18 protein-coding genes are annotated in these 20062 nt (G+C 58.5%); 12 read left to right on the top strand and 6 right to left on the bottom strand.

The window, feature by feature from the left end; translation table 11 throughout:
- Positions 1–6 precede the first annotated feature (6 nt).
- From HMPREF3149_RS03565 to HMPREF3149_RS03555, 3 genes are read right to left on the bottom strand one after another with little or no spacing between them, the layout of a single operon-like run.
- A complete protein-coding gene (locus tag HMPREF3149_RS03565; RefSeq protein WP_070536650.1) occupies positions 7–1017 on the bottom strand; it encodes a serine hydrolase domain-containing protein in 1011 nt (336 codons plus the stop codon).
- Complete coding sequence (locus tag HMPREF3149_RS03560) at positions 1017–1544, bottom strand: ArsR/SmtB family transcription factor (RefSeq protein ID WP_070536648.1); 528 nt, start codon at positions 1542–1544, stop codon at positions 1017–1019. Before HMPREF3149_RS03560 ends, HMPREF3149_RS03565 begins: the two co-directional genes overlap by 1 nt.
- A 53-nt stretch (positions 1545–1597) precedes the next feature.
- On the bottom strand, positions 1598–2269 hold the full coding sequence (locus tag HMPREF3149_RS03555; protein WP_070536646.1) for a 3'-5' exonuclease: 672 nt from the start codon (positions 2267–2269) through the stop codon (positions 1598–1600).
- Between the two features lie 146 nt (positions 2270–2415).
- Here HMPREF3149_RS03555 and HMPREF3149_RS03550 point away from each other — a divergent pair, with 146 nt between their 5' ends.
- Genes HMPREF3149_RS03550 through HMPREF3149_RS03535 form a run of 4 tightly spaced genes read left to right on the top strand, consistent with a single transcriptional unit; the run spans position 2416 to position 7279 of the window.
- Positions 2416–3675 (top strand): ATP-binding protein, encoded by a 1260-nt coding sequence (locus tag HMPREF3149_RS03550; RefSeq protein ID WP_070536726.1) that lies wholly within the window; start codon positions 2416–2418, stop codon positions 3673–3675.
- 54 nt (positions 3676–3729) lie between these two features.
- On the top strand, positions 3730–5754 hold the full coding sequence (ligA, locus tag HMPREF3149_RS03545; protein ID WP_070536644.1) for an NAD-dependent DNA ligase LigA: 2025 nt from the start codon (positions 3730–3732) through the stop codon (positions 5752–5754).
- Positions 5751–6521, top strand: a complete 771-nt coding sequence (locus HMPREF3149_RS03540) for an HAD family hydrolase (protein ID WP_070536642.1) — start codon at positions 5751–5753, stop codon at positions 6519–6521. Before ligA ends, HMPREF3149_RS03540 begins: the two co-directional genes overlap by 4 nt.
- Positions 6518–7279 (top strand): HAD family hydrolase, encoded by a 762-nt coding sequence (locus HMPREF3149_RS03535; protein ID WP_070536641.1) that lies wholly within the window; start codon positions 6518–6520, stop codon positions 7277–7279. Before HMPREF3149_RS03540 ends, HMPREF3149_RS03535 begins: the two co-directional genes overlap by 4 nt.
- On the opposite strand, the gene HMPREF3149_RS03530 is transcribed toward HMPREF3149_RS03535, so the two are convergent.
- On the bottom strand, positions 7276–7935 hold the full coding sequence (locus HMPREF3149_RS03530; protein ID WP_070536639.1) for an ACT domain-containing protein: 660 nt from the start codon (positions 7933–7935) through the stop codon (positions 7276–7278). The genes HMPREF3149_RS03535 and HMPREF3149_RS03530 overlap by 4 nt on opposite strands.
- A gap of 199 nt (positions 7936–8134) precedes the next feature.
- On the opposite strand from HMPREF3149_RS03530, the gene gatC reads away from it, so the two are divergent.
- The gene (gene gatC, locus HMPREF3149_RS03525; RefSeq protein WP_042530563.1) at positions 8135–8437 is read left to right on the top strand and encodes an Asp-tRNA(Asn)/Glu-tRNA(Gln) amidotransferase subunit GatC; all 303 of its coding nucleotides are present in this window, start codon (positions 8135–8137) and stop codon (positions 8435–8437) included.
- Between the two features lie 2 nt (positions 8438–8439).
- Complete coding sequence (gene gatA, locus HMPREF3149_RS03520) at positions 8440–9924, top strand: Asp-tRNA(Asn)/Glu-tRNA(Gln) amidotransferase subunit GatA (RefSeq protein ID WP_070536637.1); 1485 nt, start codon at positions 8440–8442, stop codon at positions 9922–9924.
- A 712-nt stretch (positions 9925–10636) separates the two neighbouring features.
- On the opposite strand, the gene HMPREF3149_RS03515 is transcribed toward gatA, so the two are convergent.
- On the bottom strand, positions 10637–10960 hold the full coding sequence (locus HMPREF3149_RS03515) for a hypothetical protein (protein ID WP_070536635.1): 324 nt from the start codon (positions 10958–10960) through the stop codon (positions 10637–10639).
- A 48-nt stretch (positions 10961–11008) separates the two neighbouring features.
- Between HMPREF3149_RS03515 and HMPREF3149_RS03510 the strand changes: the two genes are divergently transcribed.
- From HMPREF3149_RS03510 to HMPREF3149_RS03485, 6 genes are all read left to right on the top strand, one after another.
- Positions 11009–12382: an MFS transporter gene (locus HMPREF3149_RS03510; RefSeq protein ID WP_070536633.1), complete on the top strand. Its 1374-nt coding sequence runs from the start codon at positions 11009–11011 to the stop codon at positions 12380–12382.
- Positions 12383–12404: 22 nt separating this feature from the next.
- The gene (locus tag HMPREF3149_RS03505; protein WP_070536631.1) at positions 12405–13436 is read left to right on the top strand and encodes a 6-phosphofructokinase; all 1032 of its coding nucleotides are present in this window, start codon (positions 12405–12407) and stop codon (positions 13434–13436) included.
- Positions 13437–13468: 32 nt separating this feature from the next.
- Complete coding sequence (locus HMPREF3149_RS03500) at positions 13469–15067, top strand: aspartate:alanine exchanger family transporter (RefSeq protein WP_070536629.1); 1599 nt, start codon at positions 13469–13471, stop codon at positions 15065–15067.
- Between the two features lie 43 nt (positions 15068–15110).
- Entirely contained in the window at positions 15111–16616 is a 1506-nt protein-coding gene (gene gatB, locus HMPREF3149_RS03495) for an Asp-tRNA(Asn)/Glu-tRNA(Gln) amidotransferase subunit GatB (RefSeq protein ID WP_042530574.1), read from the top strand.
- A 55-nt stretch (positions 16617–16671) separates the two neighbouring features.
- Positions 16672–17727 carry an NAD(P)-dependent alcohol dehydrogenase gene (locus tag HMPREF3149_RS03490; protein WP_070536724.1) on the top strand — a complete coding sequence of 352 codons (1056 nt, stop codon included), beginning with the start codon at positions 16672–16674 and terminating at the stop codon, positions 17725–17727.
- 204 nt (positions 17728–17931) lie between these two features.
- Positions 17932–19344 (top strand): YkvI family membrane protein, encoded by a 1413-nt coding sequence (locus tag HMPREF3149_RS03485; protein ID WP_042530578.1) that lies wholly within the window; start codon positions 17932–17934, stop codon positions 19342–19344.
- Here HMPREF3149_RS03485 and HMPREF3149_RS03480 read toward each other — a convergent pair.
- The gene (locus tag HMPREF3149_RS03480) at positions 19341–20030 is read right to left on the bottom strand and encodes a LysE/ArgO family amino acid transporter (protein WP_070536627.1); all 690 of its coding nucleotides are present in this window, start codon (positions 20028–20030) and stop codon (positions 19341–19343) included. The two genes, HMPREF3149_RS03485 and HMPREF3149_RS03480, sit on opposite strands and share 4 nt — an antisense overlap.
- Positions 20031–20062: the final 32 nt, after the last annotated feature.

Below are 20062 nucleotides of genomic sequence, written 5' to 3'. Positions count from 1 at the left end.
TTCTCCTTAAGATGCGAGCTCGTTGAATAGTGCTTGGGCTAGGTCTTCGGTGCCGGCGGGTGAATCGTTGTTGGCGAAAGTAGCGCGTTTGGTGTCCGGATCGATGATGAGCATTGTGGAATAGCCATAGGTGCCGCCGTCGTGCCAGAAACCTGGGCCGTCTTCGTTAGGAACCCAGCCGTATTCTGTATCGCCGTTATCCATAAACCACTCGGCGAACTTGGCCATGTCACTCGCCGTGGAGCGGATAGCACCCGCGGGCGCGGAGCCGTCCTCCTCCCAAGGCTCGGCGTGGCGGCCGGTGTTGGTAAGTCCCTGTGGGGCGTCGTCGGGCACGGAGCCCGGCGTCATGAGGTAGGTTTCGGTCATTTCTGCAGGCTCGAAGATTCGTTCTTTGAGCATCTGCTCATAAGGCTGCCCGGCAACGGTCTCCACCATGTGGCCCAGGAGCCCATAGCCAAGATTGGAATAGGATTCTTCGCCGCGGTTCTTCAGCTCGGCCTTCGTGGCGGCAGCCATGATGTCCTCTACGGTCTCGCCTTCATAGGGGTTCGAACCGGTGACACCCGAGGCGAGACTGCTGAGGAGGTTCGCGCTTGCCAGCCGGGGTAGTCCAGAGGTGTGGTCGAGCAGCTCTCTCACGGTGACGTCAGCGACGGGCGCATCGTCGACGTCGAGGACCTCGCCCACAGTGGTATCAGGTTTCAATTTTCCTTCGTCGACGAGCTGGCGGGCCAGTTCGCCGGTGAACATCTTGGTCACGGACCCGATTTCGACCTCTGTGTGCTCGTCGCTGCCCAGTCCCGCGAAGGTGGCTTGGCCGTCGTGAAGCGTGAAGGCGGTGAGGTTGTGGAAACCGGATTCGGAGTGATTTTCCAGCTGGGTTGCTAGGGCTTCGTCGCCAGTTTTGTCTTGTGCCAGAGCAATTCTTTGTGGCCCTACAACGAGGAGGACGGCGGCAACAACAATGATGGTGATGATAGCTAGGGCAATCTTGGATGCGACACGGTTATTCATTAGTGGTCCTCACTTGCAGTGATGATGGTGAGCAGGGGAATGACGCGGGGAGGGCGGATGGAATATTCGCCGCCAGACTTGGTGGTCCAACCGGCGTGGGTGAGTGCACTCAAGTGGTGATAGGCGGTGCCGGTGGAGGAGACGATGTTTTCTTCGACAAGCTCGGCGGCCGTGGCAGGTGCGGCGAGCAGGCGGCGCAGGATCTCGCCGCGGACGGGGTGAGCAAGGGCGGAAAGGCGTTCGAGATTGTCTGTCCAAGCCTCGTCGCTGACAAAGTTGGTGGGGCGTTGCCATTGGTAGGCATAGGCGCGCTTGCCCACGTTAATGTTGCCGCCGAAGATGACGGAGCCGTCGGGAAGCTGTTCGTTGGGCGTAAGGGCGTCAACGAGCCAGTAGGTCGAATCCTCTGTGGTTGGTTGGGTGGAGGTTGGTGAAGTGGGGTCGGTGTGTTCAGCGCTGACGCGTCCCTCAAGCGCGGCGACGCGCGCTTCAAGCTCGGCGAGGCGTGCTTCGACTGTTGTTTCCATGTTTTCTAGAATTCCATAATTCTAGAAATCTGACAAGAGTGGTGATGCGTTGATTATGAAATCATCGGCCACGCGGTGGAGACATTCGAGGCGTCCCGCCCACGGCCCTCCAGGTACTTCTTGAAGGATTCGCGGTCCTTGTACCACTCCACAGCCTGGAACTCCATGAGCTCGTTGGTATCCATCTGCGCTAGCTCGGGGAAGTGCTGACGCACCTGCTTCCAGGCCACGCGGGCGGCCGCGAGGGCGTCGGCAGTTGCCTCATGCGCGTTGCTCAACTCCACGCCGTAGTGTGCGGAAACCTCTCCCAAGGTGCGCTTGCCCTTGCGCCACTTGTCTTTGACGCGATCGATGACGAAAGGATCGAACACCGGACCGTTCACCGTGAAGTCCCCGGTCAATGCGCGTAGCACGGATAGGTCGTAGGCGGCGTTGTAGACAATGAGGGTCAGCCCATCGTCCCAGGCCTGATAGATGGCGTCGACCGTTTCCTTGAGTACGTCCTCATGCGGGCGGCCCTCCGCACGGGCCTTCTCCGTGGTGATGCCGTGAATCTTTGCGGCCTCTTCGGGGATTTCCACGCCGGGGTCAGCTAGCATTTCCCGCTTATCCACCTCGCGCCCATCGATGCGCACCAAGGCAGAGGTGACGATGCGGGCTTCTTTAGGGTTCACGGAGGTGGTCTCGAGGTCGAAGGAGAGCATACGGGTGGCGTCGAAGTTCATGGACAACACTCTAGCGCCCGGCTCGGACATGCACTGTGGAAGTACTGCAGAATGACGGACAAGGCCTTGCAGAATGACGAATGGACTCCTGCAGAATAACGGATCAAGTCTTGCAGAATGACCAACTGCAGGTAAAATACTGTTTTATGGAGCGCTATATTAGGCGAGGCATGGAAGGGTTTGCTCGAGAGGCGTTGTCTTTTTCTCCCGTTGTGCACGTCACGGGAGCACGGCAAGTGGGAAAATCGACGCTGACAAGGCATCTCGGTATTGAGCGTGCTGTGTATGTAACGCTGGATGACCCCGCAGCTTTTTCATTGGCAGAAGAAGATCCGATGACCTTTGTCCAGCAGGGTGGCAATGGAACGTTGATTATTGATGAGATTCAGCGGCTTCCGGAACTCACCCTGCCGTTGAAGGCTGAGGTCGATAGAGACCGCCGGCCAGGTCGCTTTGTCATTACTGGTTCATCTGACTTTGCTCGGGGGATAGGGAAGAAGGATTCGCTAGCGGGAAGAATCATCGATCTCCATCTGCATCCGCTGAGCCAGCAAGAAATCTGCGAAACAGTAGGCGACGGAGCCTTTGTAGATAGGATTGATGATCTTATCGGTTTACCTGCGCGTTCTACTCCTGAGGAATACGTAGACCGGGCTAGCCTCGTTGACAAGGTACTCAAGGGTGGTTACCCAGTAGCGCTTGAACTACAGGATCGGATGCGCCGAGCCTGGTTCGATTCGTATGTATCGCATGTGACTGTGGTTGAGGAAACGCTTTCCCGGGAAAGCGCACAGCCGGGAAGGCTGCAATCATTGTTGCGTTTACTTGCAGCGCATCAGGCAGGGGAGTTGGTTCCGGCAAAGCTTGCGCGTGAAGCGGAAATCCCAGCATCCACTGTCCGCTCGTACCTTGATACTTTGTCAAGGTTATTTCTTTCCTCACAGGTGAAGGCGTGGAAATCGAATCTGACGTCGAGGGAAATTTCCAAGCCTAAAAGCTGGGTCACTGATTCCGGTTTGGCTTCATGGCTAGCGGGGCAAACTCGAGACATGCTTCTGGACCCTCTGGCCCAGTCCCACTTGGGGCACGTGGTGGAAGGGTTTGTGATCCAAGAGCTTTCTGCCCAGCAAGGGTGGGCAGAAAGCGAGCATCAGCTTTTTCATTGGCGTGATAGTACAGGGATGGAAGTGGATATTGTCATCGAATTCGCTGACAACTCCATCGCTGCACTCGAGGTCAAATCCGGGGCAACCGTGAAAGCAGGGCAGGTTCGGCATGTGCGCACACTGAGCGAAAAATTAGGTTCGCGATTTCGCGGAGGATTTGTTCTGGCACCTATTCCTCACGTGCAGCCCTTAGGCGAAAAAATATGTGCGCTTCCGATATCATATCTGTGGCGTAAATAGGATGTTTGGGCAGGTCACGTACCATGTCCAGCTGCCCCGCTACACTGGTTAACCGTGAGTGATGCAGTAGATATCCAACGCGAATGGTCCGAGCTTGCCCAGGAAGTGCGCAAGCACCGCGAGCTGTACTACAACGGTGAGCCGTCGATTCCGGACGCGGACTTTGACGCGCTCTTTCAGCGTTTGCTGGCACTGGAAGCAGAACACCCAGAGCTTCAGACTCCGGATTCGCCTACCCAGCAGGTGGGCGCAGCCCCGGAGGGTGCTGTAGACATCGAGCACCTTGAGCGCTTGTACAGCTTGGACAATGTCTTCAGTGCGGATGAGCTGCAGGACTGGCTCGACCGTACGCCGGCGGAGTCCTACCTCACCGAGCTGAAGATCGACGGGCTGTCCATTGACTTGGTGTACCGCGATGGCAAGCTTGCCTCGGCCGCTACGCGAGGCGATGGCCGTGTCGGCGAGGACATCACTGCCAATGCGCGCGTCATTCCTGATATTCCACACGAGCTGACCGGCACCGAAGAGTATCCGGTGCCCTCCGTGGTGGAGGTTCGCGGCGAGGTGTACATGCGCCCGGATGAGTTTGAGGAGATTAACTCCGCACGCCGTGAAGATGGCAAACCCACGTTTGCCAACCCGCGCAACGCGGCCGCAGGCGGTTTGCGCATGAAGAACCCGGAAGACGTGAAAAAACGCCGCCTTCACATGGTCTGCCACGGCATCGGTGCGCGCGAAGGCTTTGAACCTTCCTCGCAACACGATGCTTACCTGGCACTAGAAGCGTGGGGATTCCCCGTTTCGCCGTACACCAAGCGCGTGACCAGCGCCAAGGAAGTCCAGGAGCAGGTTGCACATTGGGCTGAGCACCGCCATGATGCCTATTTCGAAATGGATGGCCTTGTGGTCAAGGTTGATGACTTGGCCAGCCAACGCGCGCTGGGAGCAACCTCTAGGGCACCACGGTGGGCTATTGCGTACAAGTACCCGCCGGAAGAAGTGACCACCAAGCTGCTCAACATTGAGGTAGGCGTTGGCCGCACGGGACGGGTGACGCCCTTTGCCATTATGGAGCCGGTGTTTGTGTCCGGTTCAACCGTGTCTATGGCTACCCTGCACAACCAGTTCGAGGTCAAGAACAAGAACGTCCTCATCGGGGATACCATCATCATCCGCAAGGCTGGCGAAATTATTCCGGAGGTCCTCGGCCCGGTGCTGGACAAGCGTGATGGTAGCGAGACCGAGTGGGTTTTCCCAGAGAACTGCCCGGCCTGCGGCACGAAGCTGGCTCCGCAGAAGGAAGGTGACCAAGACTGGCGTTGCCCGAACACTCGCAGCTGCCCTGCTCAGCTTTCTGCCCGCCTCGAGTATCTGGCATCCCGCAAGGCGCTTGACATAGGCGAGTTAGGGGAGAAGGCTGCGGCAGACCTTATCGCCTCCGGCGTGCTTAAAGATGAAGCGGATCTCTTTGACCTTGATGAGGAAGCACTGCTGAAGTCTTCGATGTACACGACGAAGAGCGGTAACCTCAATGCCTCTGGCAAGAAGCTGCTGGAGAACCTTAAGACCGCCCGCGAGACTGATTTCTGGCGCGTGCTCGTGGCCTTGTCCATTCGCCATGTGGGTCCCATCGCGGCTCGTGCGTTGGCGACTCGCTTTGGCTCGATGGAGGCGCTGCGCAAGGCTTCCGTCGAGGAGCTCGCCGATACCGATGGCGTGGGCGGAATCATCGCGGAATCCTTTAAAGCCTGGTTCGAAGTGGACTGGCACGACAACATCGTCGAGAAGTGGACTGCAGCGGGTGTGACCATGGCTGATGAAATCAGCGATAAACCGGAACAAACCCTAGAGGGTCTCACCGTGGTGGTCACCGGCACGCTCGAAAATTTCACGCGTGATTCCGCCAAGGAGGCCATCATTACCCGTGGTGGCAAGGCTTCTGGCTCGGTATCTAAGAAGACCAACTATGTTGTTGTGGGCGAGAACGCTGGATCCAAGGAACAAAAAGCCCGTGACCTGGGGCTCACCATCCTTGATGAAGCGGGATTCCAGCGTCTTCTGGAAACGGGCGAGGCATGAAGCTAGCCGCCTGTGACCTTGATGGCACCATCTTTTTTGATGGGCATATGCCTGCGGATGTCCCCGCAGCCATTGCTAGGTGGCGTGCCGCGGGCAATCTTGCCGTCGTGGCCACAGGTAAATCCCCGTACGCCATGCGTCGCGCTCTTCAGCCCTTTGACATCGAATTTGATTATTACCTCTTGTGCAATGGCACGGTGATCCTCGATGGCGAGCAGAGCATCCTCTATGAAAGTCACGTTCCGCCACAGGCAGTTCGCGCCGTATATGACCGCGTGCACGACACCTCCGGGCTTGATCTCTACTGCACACGTCTCAAGGGGCCAGATGGCTACCTCGTCCGCAACGTCGCAGGCGTGCATAATCCAATCATCACGGACCCAGTTGCGGTTGCTCCGAAAGCCATCGAAGAGGAAGTCTTCCCACTTGTTGCCGCCTGGACTCCGGATAATCAGGAACTTCAACGCGAGATTGCGGAGTGGGTCACCTCCCGTTTCGATGTTGGGACCGCGATGAATCGGAACTTTTTCGACATCACCCCGCCCGGTCACGACAAGGGCTTTGCCTTGACGTGGCTGTTGGATCATCTCTCCTTGGCTCGCGGGGATGTCCAGGTTGTCACGTTGGGTGACGGCTATAACGACCTGCCCATGCATGCGCTTGCCGACGTCTCCCTAACCTTCCCCTGGGCACATCCCGCTATCCAGGAAGCCTGCGACGTGGTTGTCGAGTCGGCCGTGGATGGGCTACTACGCTATTCATCATGAAGATTGCAGCCTTGGACATGGACGGCACTGTTTATGTCAACGAGACCATCAGTGATTCCGTGAAGCAGGCCATTAGCTCGTGGCGTGCCGCCGGAAACCTCGCGGTTTCCGCAACAGGCAAGTCCATCTCGAACGCGCGCACAACTCTTGAGCCGTTTGGCGTGGAGATGGACTATCACGTGCTGTACAACGGCACAGTGATCACTGATGGTGATTTCACCGTGCTGCACGAAGAACATCTGCCTACCGAAACCGTTCGGGCTATTGCGGAACGATTCATGGGTGAGAAGCTCAATATCTACACCACAGGCTTGACTGGAGCCGATCAGATTGTGTGGGACGGGCTTGCAGGCAGGGAGTCTTCGATGGTGGCAGGGGCGCAGTCGGTGGAGCTGGGGGACGTCGTCAAGCGCGACACCGTGCTCATGTCCCTGTGGATTCCTGGTGACTTGGCGCTGCGCCGCGAGGTCGATGAGTGGGTGAGCGCGAATTGTGATGTGGAATCATCCTTCAACTGCGATTTCTATGACCTCATGCCGCCTGGCCACAATAAAGGCGAAGGCTTGATGCGTCTGAGGAAACGCTTGGGGCTTGTCGACGTTCCCCTCTACACCTTCGGTGACAGCTTCAACGACCTCTCCATGCATGCCATTGCCACTGAATCCTTTAGCTTTCCCTCCGCAGAGATCTGCGGCGACGTTGACCATGTTGTACCCGACGTCGCCGCTGGATTGAATCGCCTGCTGGCAGAATCCTAGGTGAGGAAAGCCCCCAAAATGGCTCCCAGGTCACCGAGGTGCTCAACCTCCGATGCCAGGTAGTCTGGCCCGCCGACGCGGCCCATCACGACGACGTACTTGGTGCCCACGAGGGGAGCGGCAGCCAGTGCCGAATCGAGAAGAGCCCAGGACTCCGGAATCCAGGTGTCCTTCTCCGGGTTGAGTACACGGGCGGACGTGATGTTGAGATCGGTGGGGATCGTGCCGTCGTCGGCAGGCGCGGCATCGGAGGATGCAATGCGCTTGATGGGATCGTCATTAGTGATGACGATTGCCCAGTTTGAGGTCAACGCCTTCGGGATCGCGGCGCAGACCTCTTCCATGGCGGCGGTTACGCTTCGGCGGGACGCCACTTTGGCTAGTAGGTGAATCTGTCCACGACGATCCACGCGTCCACTAAAGGGGCGAATGGAATCAATCTCCACGCCGTCGACCGTTTGTGCTGCGGTAATTATCTCATCTGCCATGGTGGTTTTAGGCAGGTCCAGCACGATGTCATCCATGACGGTTCCGTCGGGGAAGTTTTCCACGATGTCCACAGAGCGAATATCGGCCTCGATTTCTCCTAAAGCATTGGCTAAGAAGCCGAGGCTGCCAGGGGTGTCGGGGAGAAGGACACGGACGAGGTACGACATTTCTTTTCCTAAGGACGGGTCTGTGAGGCGGGATTAATAGGTTTACCTAACGTGACCTATGGTACACAACCGGGCGAATACTATTCAATGGGTGCCATGCTTTACACAGGGAGGAGTGGTGGTGGCGGCGCACAAGGCGTGCAGTACCATGGGGGCTTAGCTAGTAACCGTCTCGATGAATAATAAGGATGGAGTTCGCGTGTCTGATATTTCGCGTGACGAAGTCGCGCACCTGGCAAAGCTGTCGCGACTGGCCCTGAGCGAGGAAGAACTGCAGCAGTTCGCCACTCAGATTGATGAGATTGTGGACTCTGTGTCCGCGGTAGGCAAGGTCGATGCAGAGGGCGTGGAGCCGATGTCGCACCCGCACTCCGTGGTCGCGCCGATGCGTGAGGATGTCATCGTCCGCACGCTCACCGCCGAGCAGGCCCTGGATCAGGCCCCGGCGTCCGAGGATGACCGCTTCATGGTTCCGCAGATTCTGGGTGGAGGAGACGAATAAACATGGCACAGTTCATCGCGCCCGCTGAGGGCCTTACCGCTCTGACCGCCGCCGAGTTGGCTCAGAAGATCCATTCCCGCGAGCTCACTTCCCGTGAAGTTACCCAGGCTTTCTTGGACCGCATCGCGGAAACCGATGGCGAGCTCAACGCCTTCTTGCACGTGGGTGCTGAGGAGGCACTTGCGGCTGCCGACGCCGTTGATAAGTCTCTCGATGCTGGTGAGGAACCTGCATCCGCCTTGGCCGGTGTGCCGCTGGCGCTCAAGGACCTGCTCGTGACGACGGATGCTCCAACGACCGCCGCCTCCAAGATGCTCGAGGGCTGGGTTTCGCCTTATGACGCAACGTTGGTGAAGAAGCTGCGTGAGGCTGGCATTCCGATCCTGGGTAAGACGAACCTCGATGAGTTTGCCATGGGTTCCTCCAACGAGAATTCTGCCTATGGCCCCGCCCATAATCCCTACGACACTGAGCGCACCCCGGGTGGCTCCGGCGGCGGCACCGCGGCGGCACTGGCTTCCGGCCAGGCTCCACTGGGTATCGGTACCGACACGGGCGGATCTATTCGTCAGCCCGCCGCTCTGACCAATACCGTTGGCGTCAAGCCAACCTACGGCACCGTCTCTCGCTATGGCCTCATTGCTGCCGCGAGCTCCCTGGACCAGGCGGGCCCGACCGCCCGCACAGTCCTGGATACCGCGCTCCTGCACGAGATTATTGCCGGCCATGATTCCTTTGACGCGACCTCTGTGGATAAGCCGGTCGCACCGGTCGTCGAGGCCGCAAAGGAAGGCGCAAACGGTGACCTTTCCGGCGTCAAGGTCGGACTCATCAAGCAGTTTGAGCGCGATGGCTGGCAGGCCGGCGTCATGGAGGCCTACCACGCCGCCGTTGAGCAGCTGAAGTCCCAGGGCGCCGAGATTGTTGAAGTTGACTGTCCGCACTTCGATGACGCCTTGGCTGCGTACTACCTGATCATGCCGTGTGAGGTCTCTTCCAACCTGGCCCGTTTTGACGGCATGCGCTACGGCCAGCGTGTCGGCGATGATGGCACCCACTCCGCCGAAGAGGTCATGTCCCTGTCCCGTGCCGCTGGCTTCGGTCCTGAGGTCAAGCGCCGCATCATGCTGGGTACCTACGCACTGTCCGTTGGTTACTACGACGCCTACTACCTTCAAGCACAGCGCGTGCGTACCCTCATTGCCCAGGACTTTGCTCGCGCCTTCGAACAGGCCGACGTCCTGGTGTCCCCGACCACCCCGACCACCGCCTTCAAGTTGGGGGAGAAGGTCGAGGACCCGATGGCGATGTACAACTTCGACCTGTGCACCTTGCCGCTCAACCTCGCCGGTCTGTGCGGCATGTCGGTGCCGTCTGGCCTAGCCTCGGACACTAATCTGCCGACCGGCCTCCAGATCATGGCCCCTGCCTTCCATGACGACCGCCTCTACAAGGTAGGCGCCGCTTACGAAGCAGGCCGCGAGTAATACGCTCTGTCCTCTCTGCATCCGGGCGCTATGCTGTAACACGCAAGAAGCCGGTGGTCTCTTACAGAAATGAGAGGCTGCCGGCTTCTTTGTGCTAGGTCATAGTGCTAGCGTTGCAGCTATTACGCCCGGAAAAATCCTTGTCGACGTTTCAGATCCCACGCTCCGTACGGCTGCTTCTCGTAGTAGTACCAAAATGAGTTAGACACGAAAAGGCTCCTTATGCATTTGGTGGTTGCTTTAGCAAAAATCGAAAAAGCCGCTCGTTCCTAGCGTAAATCGAGTTATTCGTGCAGGAGCCCGTTGTGCGGTCCTCACGTGCGCTGGGGGAGTAAGTGCGGCACTGCAGTCAATTCACGGCGGGTGCCGCGGCCCGCCCAGGAGTGAACACATTGCATAGACGGATCAAGATTTTCGTCTCAAGGAAGTTGGGGAAGCGATGTGCCTGTAAGATCTGGCGGGCTAGGGCTTATATTTTCTCAGGGAGTGAATATGTGTCAAGAGCTGGGCAAACGCAGTTTATAAAAAATAAAATTGCTTAAGACTTTACATTTGCATAGTCGTGGGTTAGAGTGAACTTAGTGATTGCATCTGCTGGGTGCGGATCACACTGTGAGAGAGACAAAATAAAACGCCCTTCGCGCGCTTACCCCTTTCCGGCGCGCGTCGGGCGTTTTATTTATGTAGGTTTGCAGGATTTTGCCTGGCGCTTTTACTGGGCGTCGGAAAGCGCGTAGGCGGCACCGGCACTGGTGGCAGTAACGGCGAGGACCGAGGGCCAGGCGCCGATTTTCTTAGCAAGCGGGTGGGAGAGGCCAAAAGCGCCTGCGTAGAGCACAGACAGGCCGGCGGTAGTGGCAGGGTTTGTCTTAGCCCACCAGCTGCGACCCGCCCACACGCCAGCGGCGGCGAGGATGACGCCGCCGAGAGGGCGGATGCCGGTTTCTTTCGCGGTTACCCAACCGCCGATAAGGCCGAGAGTCACGGTGGTGGCAGTGGATACGTCCTGTGGTTTCTTAATATCAATCATTCCCATGCCGCCCAGTGTAGGCCCGTGTCCGAAGCGGTGGCTAGACTTCGCTGCATGAATCAACCCATTGCGCTTCCACCTGAACGTCAGGCCTGGCGGGCCATGGCCGCGCTGTCCCTGGGATTCTTCATTTCCTTGCTGGATCAGACGATGATTGCCGTTGCGCTACCTGAAATTCTTCGCGCATTCGATGCCAACGTGAACCACGTCCTGTGGGTTTCAGCCATCTATCTGTTGGCGGTCGTCGTACCGCTCTTGTTTACCGGCAGGCTCGGGGATATCTATGGGCAAAAGAAGATGTTTCAGCTGGGCGTAGGGCTGTTTGGTGTGGGTGCGCTGCTGTGCGCGTTGGCACCCAGCGTGGAGTTTCTCATCGCGGCACGTGCTGTGCAGGGCTTCGGCGCCTCGATTCAGATGCCCCAGACAATGGCGGTGATTAATAGGGTCTTTGCCCGTGAACGACGTGGTCGTGCCCTTGGCGTGTGGGGCATTGTTGGCTCGGTAGCGTCGCTGGCGGGACCGCTATTGGGCGGCTTTGTGGTGGCCAGTTTTGGCTGGCAGGCCGTGTTCTGGGTCCATATTCCCTTTGTGGTCCTAGCAATTGCGCTGGCTGGCGCGTGGGTGCCTGCGTTGCCAACGACTGGGAGGAAGATTGATTATGTCTCCGTGGCGGCGTCGTTTGTTGCGCTGAGCTGTCTTGTCTTCGCCGTACAGCAGGGGCCGGAGACGGGGTGGCCATGGTGGATCTGGGCACTTCTCGTGGTAGGCATAGCAGGAGTTGGTGTCTTCATCGCATTGCAGCAGCGTAGTCGTGAGCCGCTTGTTCCCTTGGAGCTTTTTGCTGATCGCAATTATTCGGCCGGGTCAGTGGCGATTGTGGCGATGGGATTCATGGCTGCTTCGATGATGATTCCCATCATGATGTGGCTGCAGGGAACGCAGGGACTTTCGGCCCGGGATGCCGGACTCATTGTCACACCGATGGCGCTGGTCTCCTTGTGTGTTTCACCCTTGGCGGGAATTCTTGCGGACAAGCTCGACCCGCGGCGGCTTGCAGCAACTGGTTTCGGCGTCCTTATCGCGACATTTATTGGGATGTGGTTCCTGATGCACGCGGGTGTAGCGGCGTGGTGGCTGAGTGTGCCGTGTGCTGCGCTGGGCGCTGGGCAGTCCTTCATTTGGGGCTCGAATGCCGCCACGTCGATGCGGGACATTGAGCCGCAGCTCATGGGTGCTGCGTCAGGTGTCTACAACACCTCGCGGCAGGTGGGATCAGTAATTGGCGTGGCCGCGGTTTCTGCCGTCATGCAAGTGACCGGGGTGGCGAACTCCCTGGTTGTCATTATCGCCATGCTGGCGGTGGGGTGGGGCGCGTCACTCTTCTTCCGAGACACCCTGCATGTAGTCCCCGAAACTGCACACCTATAGGGAAGCGAGTAGATTGGAAACCATGCGTCTTGCTGTACTGACATCCGGTGGTGATTGCCCCGGTCTGAATGCTGTTATCCGCGCGGTCGTTCGTACCGCATCCAACGAGTTCGGCGACACGGTCGTCGGTTACGAGGACGGTTGGGTTGGTCTTATGGAGGATCGCCGCCGGGACCTTTACGACGACGCTGAAATCGACCGCATCCTTTTGCGCGGCGGCACCATTCTCGGTACGGGTCGCCTGCACCCAGACAAGTTCAAAGCAGGCCTCGATACCATCAAGACCAACATGGCCGATGCAGAGGTAGACGCCCTTATCGCCATTGGCGGCGAAGGCACCCTCAAAGGCGCGAAGTGGCTCTCGGACAATGGCATCCCTGTAGTTGGCGTACCGAAGACGATTGACAATGACGTCAATGCCACGGACTACACCTTCGGATTCGATACCGCAGTATCTGTGGCTACCGACGCGATCGACCGCCTTCACACCACCGCGGAATCCCACAACCGCATCCTCATCGTTGAGGTCATGGGCCGCCACGTGGGCTGGATTGCATTGCACGCGGGTATGGCCGGCGGTGCGCACTACACCGTGATCCCCGAGGTTCCTTTCGACATCGCGGATATCACCAAGGCCATGGAGCGCCGTTTCCAGATGGGTGAGAAGTATGGCATCGTCTGTGTGGCTGAGGGCGCGCTGCCGAAGGAAGGCACCATGGACTTCGAAGAGGGCGGAGTGGATCAGTTTGGGCACAAGACCTTCAACGGAATCGGCCAGGTTATTGGTGACGAGATTAAGAAACGCACCGGCTACGACGTTCGCACGACGGTCCTCGGCCACATTCAGCGCGGTGGTACCCCGACCGCCTATGACCGTGTCCTCGCTACCCGCTACGGCACCCATGCAGCGCGTGCAGCCCACAACGGTGAGTCGGGCATGTGCGTAGCCCTGCATGGCGAAAACATCGACCTCGTCCCGCTGGAAGAGGCCGTCGGGCAGCTCAAGGTGGTTCCGGAGAAGCGCTACGCCAACGCGCAGGCCCTGTTTGGTTAAACCCCGGTCCGGACCACAATTTAAAGGTAGTGATGACGAGCGTTTTAGCGTACTTTGCTGAGCAACCAGTCCTCTTGGTATTCCTGCTCATCGGTGTAGGAATGGCCCTCGGCAGTATTAAAACCCGCGGCATCAGTCTCGGCGCGGCTGCTGTGCTTTTTCTGGGCATCGCCTTCTCCGCGGCAGCCGCGGCAGTCGGGGTAGAGGCCTCAGTTCCTCCCATACTGGGCATGTTTGGCTTGGTGCTGTTTGCGTTTGGCATCGGCAACAACTCTGGTGTGTCCTTTTTTAAGTCTCTTAAGACCGCGACGGGCCCAGTCCTCTCCATGATCGCGGTATTCATCATTGCCGCGATCGCCGCATGGGGCTTGGGTACATATGTCTTTGATCTGTCGACTGCAACCATTGCCGGTGCATTCGCTGGTGCTGTGACAAACACCCCGGCGCTGGCAGCGGCGTCCGAAGCCACGGGCGATCCAAGCGCAGCCACGGTGGGTTATGCCGTAGCGTACCTTTTTGGTGTCATCGGGATGTTGGCGGCGACGGTGCTGGTGCTTCGGGACGCCGGCAATGACGACGACACCTTGTCTCCTGTCACGCGCCAACACATGCAGTTGCAGCGCGAGACCTCGATTGCTGAGCTCGCAGACTTCGGTAATGGGGAAGTGCAGGTTACCCGCCTGCGCCGCGTGGGCAGCAATGACATCGTCATCCCAAAATACTTTGACGTCCTGCATCCAGGCGATGTGGTGACGCTGGTGGGAGCACCGGAGGTCCTCGACAACATCATTGAGTATGCGGGGCGTGAATCGCCGCAGATTCTTAATGATGATCGCCATGACCTGGATTTCCGCCGCATTACGATTTCGGAACATAACCTGGCGGGCCAGACAATTGCGGAGCTCAACAACCAGCTCGCAGATGGATGGGGAGCCCGAATTTCTCGAGTTCGTCGCGCTGATAATGACCAGGTGGCTATCCCGGAGCACATCGTGGAGCTGGGTGACCGCGTGCGAGTGGTCGGCCCTAAAGACGCGTTACGTGACATCTCAAAGTTCCTCGGTGACTCTTCCCAGGGTTTGACCGATATTAACCCTGTGTCCCTCGGGTTGGGCCTGGCCTTGGGCATATTCTTAGGCCACATTGACATTCCGATTCCCGGTGGCTCATCCTTCAACCTGGGTGCAGCGGCGGGCGTGCTCATCGTGGCCCTCATCATGGCCCGAATTGGCCGTATTGGAAACACGGTGACTGCTTTGCCGCATTCGGCGAATACCATCTTGGCTGAACTGGGCCTCCTGCTGTTCCTTGCCCAGGCCGGCACTAATGCCGGAAGTGAGATTGCGAGTGCGTTTACCGGCGGCTCGTGGTGGAAAATTCTCCTCCTCGGAGCCATCGTGACCACCATTGTGGCGGCGGGGTATGCCTTCGTCCTCCGTTGGTTCCTCCATGTTGGTGCTACAAAGACCGCTGGTGCCTTGGCGGGCGCGCAAACGCAGCCTGCTGTCCTGGCTTTTGTCAATAACCGCACGAACACGGATCAGCGCGTAGCGTTGGGCTATGCCATGGTCTATCCAGCGGCGATGATTGCCAAAATTCTCATTACCCATGCCATCACGGTGTTGGGCTAGCCGGTTGCGCACGGAGTCGTGCTGACATACTAAGATGGCACGCATGACTGCTGCGATGTATGACCTGATGGATTATGACGAGGTCCTAGAAAAGTTCGAGCCCGTTATGGGCATGGAAGTCCACGTGGAGCTCAACACGGAGACCAAGATGTTCTCCACGTCGCCCACCAACTTCAACGCAGCCCCCAACTCCAATGTTGATCCGGTCTCTCTCGGCCTGCCGGGAGCCCTGCCCGTCGTCAACTCCAAGGGTGTGGAAGGTGCCATCAAGATTGGCTTGGCCCTGAACTGTTCCATCGCTGAGTCTTCGCGCTTCGCCCGCAAGAACTACTTCTACCCGGACCAGCCGAAGAACTACCAGATTTCCCAGTACGATGAGCCGATTGCGTACGACGGATACCTGGACGTCGTCCTCGATGACGGTACCGAGTGGCGCGTTGAGATTGAGCGCGCACATATGGAGGAGGACACCGGCAAACTGACGCACCTGGGCGGTGCGGATGGTCGCATCCACGGTGCCACCTCCTCGCTCGTGGACTGCAACCGTGCGGGCATTCCGCTCATTGAGATTGTGACGAAGCCGATCATTGGTGCGGGCGAGCGTGCGCCCGAGGTTGCCCGCGCCTACGTATCCGCGCTGCGTGAGCTTGTTGCGGCGCTGGGCGTGTCCGATGCCCGCATGGATCAGGGTTCGATGCGTGTGGACTCCAACCTTTCCCTGCGTCCGGTGGGCCAGGAGGAGTTTGGTACCCGCACGGAGACCAAGAACATCAACTCGTTGCGCTCGGTAGAGCAGGCCGTGCGTTTTGAGATGCAACGCCAGGCGCAGGTGCTTGTCGATGGCGGCTCGATCGTCCAGGAAACCCGCCACTACCAGGAAACGGACGGCTCCACCTCGAAGGGCCGCCCGAAGGAGACCGCGGAGGATTACCGCTACTTCAACGACCCGGATCTTCCACCGGTCATCGTGTCCCGCGAGTGGGTCGAGGAGATCCGTGAGACCCTACCGGAGATGCCGTGGATTCGCCGCGCCCGCATCCAGGAGGAGTGGGGCCTCAAGGATGAGGAAATGCGTGACCTGGTCAACGCTGGTGCGCTTGACCTCATCATTGAGACCGTCGAGGCCGGCACTACTCCGGACGAGGCTCGCTCCTGGTGGGTGTCCTACCTGACGGGCAAGGCTAACGAGTCCGGTGTGGAGCTTAACTCTCTGAGCATTACCCCAGCACAGGTTGCCCGCGTGGTCGAGTTGGTCAAGGAAGGCAAGCTCACCACCAAGCTGGCGCGCCAAGCCGTGGATGGCGTACTGGAAGGTGAGGGTGACGTCGATGAGGTCGTCGCCAAGCGCGGGCTCGAGGTTGTTCGCGATGACGGCGCCATTGAGAAAGCAGTTGATGACGCGCTTGCAGCCAACCCGGACATTGTGGAGAAGTACAAGGCCGGCAACAAGAAGGTGACCGGAGCCATCGTTGGTGCCGTGATGAAGGCTACCCAGGGTAAGGCTGACCCGGGCCAGGTGAACAAGCTCATCGCAAAGAAGCTCTCCTAATTGGGAGTAGTTTCCGTTATGCGAGGTCAGGCGGCCACGGAGTACCGTGGTCGCCATGACTATTCAAGCGAAAGTACTGCAGAAAACCGGACCCACTGAGCCTTTCAAGGTCGTAACGATTGAGCGCCGCGACCCCCGCGCCGATGACGTCGTCATCGACATCAAGGCGGCCGGTATCTGCCACTCCGATATTCACACCATTCGCAATGAGTGGGGCGAGGCGCACTTTCCGCTCACCGTTGGCCACGAGATTGCCGGCGTCGTGTCCGCCGTGGGGGAGGACGTCACCAAGTTTAAGGTCGGGGACCGTGTGGGAGTTGGCTGCTTGGTCAACTCCTGCGGTGAATGCGAGCAATGCCGGGCCGGTATGGAGCAAAACTGCCTCAACGGCAACGTCGGTACCTACAACTCCAAGGACGTCGACGGCACCATTACCCAGGGGGGCTATGCCGAGAAGGTTGTCGTTAACGAGAACTTCGTTCTTTCCATCCCGGATGCCCTTGATTTCGACGTGGCCGCACCGCTGTTGTGCGCAGGCATCACGACGTACTCCCCGCTGGCTCGCTGGGATGTCAAGGAAGGCCACAAGGTGGCCATCGTGGGACTCGGTGGCCTCGGCCACATGGGTGTGCAGATCGCAGCCGCCAAGGGGGCGGACGTCACCGTCATTTCCCGCACCTCCCGCAAGGCCGAAGAAGCGAAGGAGCTGGGTGCGTCTCGAACTTTGGCAACCACGGAGGAAGAGGACTTCTTCAAGAACCATCGCGGCGAGTTTGATCTGATTCTGTCGACCATCTCTGCTGAGTACGATCTCGAGGCCTACTTGGGCATGCTCAAGCCGCGCGGCATCATGTCCGTCGTCGGCCTTCCGCCGGAGGCGCTTCCGCTGCGCCTGCGCAGCATCGTCGGCGGCGGCAAGGTTCTGACCGGTAACAACATCGGTGGTATCGCAGAAACTCAGGAGATGCTTGATTTCTGCGCTGAGCACAACCTCGGTGCGGTCATTGAAAAGGTCGGCGTCGATGAGGTTGATGACGCTTACGAGCGAGTTGTAGCCGGCGAGGTGAAGTTCCGCTTCGTTATTGACACAGCAACTTTCGCCGACCACTAAGACAGGTAGCCCTGGTGTGATCTATGCCTATGGCTGCGGTGACTTTGCTCATGCATGAAAGTAAATTGGAGCAAAATCTCGGCAGCCCGATACAGGGTTTCCTATCTAGCCCGCGTACCGTGGGATTAGTCCTGCGCCATACTTCTGACGGGAGGAATGGCGAGCTTTTATTCCCTCAAGAACTAGATAAGAAGATAGGAAAACGTGTCGTATAAAAACGTCGTGGGCATTGCCCTGTCCTTTATCGGCTTGCTCGTGGGAGCGGGCTTCGCTACAGGACAGGAGGTTGTCCAGTACTTTACGTCCTTCGGAATCAACGGCATCTGGGGCATTGTTGTTGCCGGCCTCGTGATGACTCTGGCCGGAACTGTGTTCCTGCAGCTGGGAAGCTACTTCCACGCCAATGAGCACAACCAAGTGTTCCGCAACATTACTCACCCGTTTATTTCGCGCATTCTCGATATTGCGGTGATTCTCACCCTGTTCGCCGTGGGCTTCGTCATGCTCGCTGGTGCCGGATCCAACTTGCAGCAGCAGTTTGGTTGGCCCGCGTGGATCGGCTCGCTCATCATGCTCGTCATGGTTCTCGTGGCCGGCATGCTGGATGTGGATAAGGTCTCGCAGGTCATCGGCATGCTGACGCCGACTATCATCATCGCCGTTTTGTTTGCCGGCGGCTACACGCTGATGCACATGCCGGCTGATGTTTCCGCTGCTATCGATGCTTCTGCTGCAGTAGAGTCCCCGATCTCCAACTGGCTGGTCTCCGCCCTCAACTACAACGGTTTGGCTCTCATCCTCGCAGTGTCCATGTCCCTGGTTATTGGTGGCGATAACATCTCTCCACGTGAGGCGGGCCTCGGTGGCATCGTGGGTGGTGCCGTCTACGCGCTGCTCATGGGTATCGCGGGATTCACCCTGCTCATGAACGCGGAGGACGTTGCGGGTTCTGACATCCCGATGCTGACCCTTGTGGACAATATTCACCCGACGCTCGGCGTCATCATGGCCATCATCATCTACCTGATGATTTTCAACACGGCCATCGGCATGTTCTATGCGCTGGGCAAGCGTTTGTCTTCGGGCAATGAGTCTAAGTACCGCATCATTTTCATCGCTGGCTGCCTTGCCGGTTTCGCGGTTTCTTTCGCGGGATTCAAGTCCCTCATGCAGTACGTTTACCCGGTGCTGGGCTACATGGGCATCGTCCTCGTGGTCATCCTGGTTATTGGCTGGTTGCGTACGCTGAGCACCATCAAGGATGAGGGGCTGCGCCGCGAGCGCATCCGTGCGCTGCTGCATCTGAAGCTGCACCCGGACACTGATTATGATGCCGAGCGCTATGACGACGAAATCGGCCAGCAGATTGCTGATTCCAATGTGGACGATGAGGCTCTATTCGAGGACCTCGTTTCGGAGGTCGTCGAGGAGCTGCACTCCGATGACGACGTGGACTTCGACAAGGAGGAGTGGGAGGAAAACCGTAACGATCACTCCTACTACACCGAGCGCGACGCCGTGGAGCAAGACCGCAGCGAGGAAGAAATCAAGGCGTGGGTCGAGGAAACCGGCGCCGTGGGCGACCCCACTGAGGACGATGAGGCTGCCAAGAATTAGTGCAGTAGCAGCTTGGCGGTAAGCCCCAGCATGACGAAGCCGATGACGATGTTGACTATGCGCCACGTCATCGGCTTCGCCAGTACGTGGGACAGCTTGTAGGCGCCGAAGCCGAGGGAGGGGAACCAGACGGCACTAGCAAGGACAGCGCCTGCAGCAAAGATCCAGCGCTGATCGCCGTACTGGTTAGCAATACCGCCGAGCATCACGAGGGCATCGACATAGGCCAGGGGATTGAGCCAGGTCAGGGCCATCGCGCCCATGACCGGCTTGACCCACGACGTTGAGCGCATCCGGGGGCGGATCTTTGTCAGCACGGAGCCGCCCGGAGCTGTGGTGTCTCCACCGTTGGCTTCTACTGAGGCGGCAACGGGCTCGCTCTTGTGAACGACCAGCGCTTCCTGTTCCTTCTTAAACGCATCACGGAAACAGGTGAATCCGAAGTAGATGAGGTATGCCGCGCCGAGGTATTTCACCACGGTCAGCGCAGTGGGGAAGCGCTCGACAAGGTAGCCCACGCCGGCGGTTCCGGCGTTGATGAGGATGACGTCGGAAAGCAGGCAGGCCAGCAGAATCGCGCCAACATGATCCCGTTTGATGCCCATCTTGATGATGTAGGCGTTCTGCGGTCCGATGGCGATGATGAGGGACAATCCCAGCGCAAATCCTGCGAGCACTACTGACATGGCATTAAGTGTGCGGGCAAACGCATATGAAG

Source organism: Corynebacterium sp. HMSC05E07, assembly GCF_001807225.1.
In the GTDB taxonomy this organism is placed as follows: domain Bacteria; phylum Actinomycetota; class Actinomycetes; order Mycobacteriales; family Mycobacteriaceae; genus Corynebacterium; species Corynebacterium singulare.
Note: the sequence above shows the minus strand (reverse complement) of the source record. Positions and strands in the feature narration are given on the sequence as shown.